The organism is Hansschlegelia zhihuaiae (genome assembly GCF_004103825.1).
GTDB classification, from domain to species: domain Bacteria; phylum Pseudomonadota; class Alphaproteobacteria; order Rhizobiales; family Methylopilaceae; genus Methylopila; species Methylopila zhihuaiae.
This window is the reverse complement of sequence record NZ_RYFI01000017.1, coordinates 30,260-34,145: the sequence shown is the minus strand read 5'-3', so window position 1 is coordinate 34,145 and position 3,886 is coordinate 30,260. Positions and strand designations below refer to the sequence as shown.

The 3,886-nt window shown below is 70.6% G+C and carries 3 protein-coding genes; all 3 read left to right on the top strand.

Annotation, left to right across the window (positions count from 1 at the left end):
• Positions 1-2,283: DNA polymerase I (polA, locus tag EK403_RS16590; RefSeq protein WP_164919644.1), on the top strand; the 2,283-nt coding region annotated here is incomplete at its 5' end.
• Between the two features lie 265 nt (positions 2,284-2,548).
• A complete protein-coding gene (locus EK403_RS16585) occupies positions 2,549-3,661 on the top strand; it encodes an NADH:flavin oxidoreductase/NADH oxidase (protein ID WP_128778588.1) in 1,113 nt (370 codons plus the stop codon).
• Positions 3,662-3,761: 100 nt separating this feature from the next.
• The coding region (locus EK403_RS23670; protein ID WP_164919646.1) for a dodecin family protein at positions 3,762-3,886 on the top strand (125 nt) is incomplete at its 3' end.

Genomic DNA, 3,886 nt, shown 5'->3' with positions numbered 1-3,886 from the left:
CCGGAGCCGAACCCGACGCGGCTCGTCGCCTTCCTGAAGGCGATGGAGTTCAACACGCTGACGCGCCGCGTCGCGGAGGCGACCGGGATCGAGATCTCGTCGGTGACGCCCGACCCGGAAATGATGTCGGCGAAGCGCTCCGCCGAACCTCCCTCGCCAGCGCGCGAAGGCGCCGTCCTGGAAGGCGCGGCCGCGGCGCTCGAGCTTGAATTCGGGAGCCCGCCGCCTCCCGGCCCGGACCTCCCGCCCAACAGGGGAGGGAGCGCGCCTGCCGAATACCGTCCCGCCGAAGGCCGCGCGCGGCGGGGCATGGACTATGTCGCGCCGGCCGGGGCGGCCGGCCCCGAAGCCACGATGGACGGCGCGACCCCGAAGGACCTCGCGGACGCCCGCAGGCGCGAGGCCGCCCAGACCGTCGTCGAGCGCTCGGCCTACGAGACCGTCACGGAGATCGGCCGGCTCGCCCATTGGCTCGAGGACGCCCGCGACCAGGGTTTCGTGGCCTTCGACGTCGAGACCTCCGGGGTCGACCCGATGCGGGCCGAGCTCGTCGGCGTCTCGCTGGCGCTTGCGCCCGGAACGGCGGCCTATGTGCCGCTCGGCCATCTCGCCCCGGCCGGCGATCTGCTGTCGGAGGGCGCAGGCGGGCTCGGCGGTCTGGTCGAAGGGCAGATACCGGCGAACCAGGCGCTGACGCTGCTGAAGGAGCTGTTCGAGGACGACAGCGTCCTCAAGGTCGGGCAGGGGGTCAAATATGACCTGCAGGTCCTGAGCCGCCTCGGCGTCCGCGTCGCTCCTTACGACGACACGATGCTGATGTCCTATGCGCTGGACTCAGGGCTCGGCGCGCAGGGGCTCGACGAGCTGTCTCGCCGCTGGCTCGGCCACGCGCCGATCACCTATGACGAGGTGACGGGGACGGGCCGCGCAAGGGTGAGCTTCGCGCAGGTCCCGATCGAGAAGGCGACCGCCTACGCCGCCGAAGACGCCGACCTCGCGCTTCGGCTCTGGCGGCTGTTCAAGGCGCGGCTCGTCGCCGAGCGGATGACGGCGGTCTACGAGACGCTGGAGCGGCCGATGCCGGCGGTGCTGGCGCGCATGGAGGCGCGCGGCGTCTCGATCGAGCGCGCGATGCTGTCCAGGCTTTCGGGCGAGCTCGCCCAGCGCATGGGCGCGCTCGAGGCCGAGATCCACGAGCTCGCGGGCGAGCCCTTCAATCTCGGCTCGCCGAAGCAATTGGGCGACATCCTGTTCGGCAAGATGCAGCTCCCGGGCGCCAAGAAGACCAAGACCGGCGCCTGGGGCACCGCGGCCGGCGTGCTGGAGGACCTCGCGGCGCAGGGCCACGAGCTGCCGCGCCGCATCCTCGACTGGCGCCAGCTGTCGAAGCTGAAGTCGACCTATGCCGACGCGCTGCCGGCCTACGAGCATCCCGAGACCCGCCGGGTCCACACCAGCTACCAGCTCGCCGCCACCACCACGGGCCGGCTGTCCTCCACCGAGCCGAACCTGCAGAACATCCCGGTGCGGACCGAGGAGGGACGCAAGATCCGCCGCGCCTTCGTGGCGCCGGAAGGGAAAAAACTCGTCTCGGCGGACTACAGCCAGATCGAGCTGCGCATCCTCGCGCATATGGCCGAGATTCCGCAGCTCGTTCAGGCCTTCGAGGATGGGCTCGACATCCACGCGATGACGGCCTCGGAGATGTTCGGCGTGCCGGTCGAGGGCATGGACCCGCAGACAAGGCGGCGCGCCAAGGCGATCAATTTCGGCATCATCTACGGCATCTCGGCCTTCGGGCTGGCGAACCAGCTGTCGATCGGCCGCGAGGAGGCCGGCCAGTACATCAAGACCTACTTTGAGCGTTTCCCCGGCATTCGCGACTATATGGAGGCGACCAAGGAGGCCTGCCGGCGCGACGGCTACGTCACCACGATCTTCGGCCGCAAATGCCACTACCCGTCGATCAAGGCCTCGAACCCCGCGGAGCGCGCCTTCAACGAGCGCGCCGCCATCAACGCCCCGATCCAGGGCTCCGCCGCCGACATCATCCGCCGCGCCATGATCCGGATGGACGCGTCACTGGAGGCCGCGGGACTCGGGGCCAGGATGCTCCTGCAGGTGCATGACGAACTGGTGTTCGAGGTCGACGACACCGAGGTCGAGGCGACGCTGCCGGTGATCCTCAGGGTCATGGCCGAGGCCCCGCTGCCCGCGCAGCAGCTGAGGGTGCCGCTGCTGGTCGAGGCGAAGGCCGCGGGGAACTGGGAGGAGGCGCATTGAGGGGCAGGCGCCGCTACCGCGGACCTAGGAGGTCTCGCTCCTCTTCAGAAGTCCCACGAGGCTTGCCCGTCAGTACGTGTGCCGCGGCGCAGCTTCACGACCTGCACTCGACCGCCGCCGACACAACGCCGCGGACCGTCGCGTCGCCCATCCCCAGCCGAACGCGCTCCCGCTTCCACCCGCATGCGTTTGCGCACGAGCGTCGGGGTCGGTCTCCGCGCTACGCTCCAGCCCGCAAACATACCCCTCCGGAAACAGCCTCGCCATGTCCAATCCCGTCCTCTTCAGCCCTTTCCGCGTAGGCGCCGTCGAGCGTCGGAACCGGATCGTCATCGCGCCGATGTGCCAGTACTCGGCCGAGGACGGGCGGATGACCGACTGGCATGTGATCCATCTCGGCCAGCTCGCTCTGTCGGGCGCGGGTCTGCTCACCATCGAGGCGACGGCGGTCGAGCCCGAGGGGCGCATCACCTACGCCGATGTCGGGCTCTATGACGACGCGACCGAGGCCGCCATGGCGCGGACGCTGGAGAGCGTCAGGCGCTGGTCCGACATGCCGGTCGCGATCCAGCTCGCCCATGCGGGCCGTAAGGCCTCGACCGAAAAGCCCTGGCTCGGCGGCGGGCAGATCGCGCCCGACAGGCCGGGCGGCTGGCGGACGATCGCGCCGTCCTCCGTGCCCTTCGCCGAGGCGGAGGCCGCGCCGGTCGCGCTCGACGCGGACGGCTTGAGGCGCGTGCGCGAGGCGTTCGTCGCGGCGGCGAAGCGCGCCGCGCGCCTCGGGCTCGACGCAGTGCAGCTGCATGGCGCGCATGGCTATCTGCTGCACCAGTTCCTGTCGCCGCTCTCGAACCGGCGCGACGACGCCTATGGCGGCTCGCTCGAAAACCGCATGCGCTTCCCGCTCGAGGTCTTCGAGGCGGTGCGGGCGGCTTTCCCTGCCGAAAAGCCCGTCACCATGCGGGTCTCCGGCACGGACTGGGTGGAGGGCGGCTGGGACGCCGAACAGACGGTCGCCTTCGCCAGGGAGCTGGAGAAACGCGGCTGCGCCACGATCCACGTGTCGAGCGGCGGCCTCCATCCGGCGCAGGCGATTCCGGCGGGACCGAACTACCAGGTCCCGCTCGCGCGCGCCGTGAAGCAGGCCGTGTCGATCCCGGTGATCGCGGTCGGGCTGATCACCGGCTACGAGCAGGCGGAGGCGATCGTCGCGACGGGCGACGCCGACCTCGTCGCGCTCGCGCGCACGATGCTCTACGACCCGCGCTGGCCCTGGCATGCCGCGGCCGCGCTTGGCGGGCGGGTCCGCGCGCCGGATCAGTATCTGCGGTGCCAGCCGTCGCAGTTCCGCGACCTGTTCCTGCGCGACCAGCCGTGAGCGCGTCTTCCGGATGCGCCGGTTTCGCGGCCGCCCCCGGCCTTGCCGTCGCGCCGCGGGGTCCTAGCCTGAAGACGAGCGGTCAGGAGGAGGCGCGCCCATGTCCAAGCACACCTACAAGGTCATCGAGGTCGTCGGCACGTCCGCCGAATCGATCGACGACGCGATCCGCAACGCGATCGCGGACGCGTCGCGCACGTTGCACAATATCGGCTGGTTCGAGGT

Excerpts from the sequence above, each read along its gene's own strand:
- EK403_RS16585 (WP_128778588.1), top strand. The coding sequence starts at position 2,549 with ATGTCCAATCCCGTCCTCTTCAGCCCTTTCCGCGTAGGCGCCGTCGAG.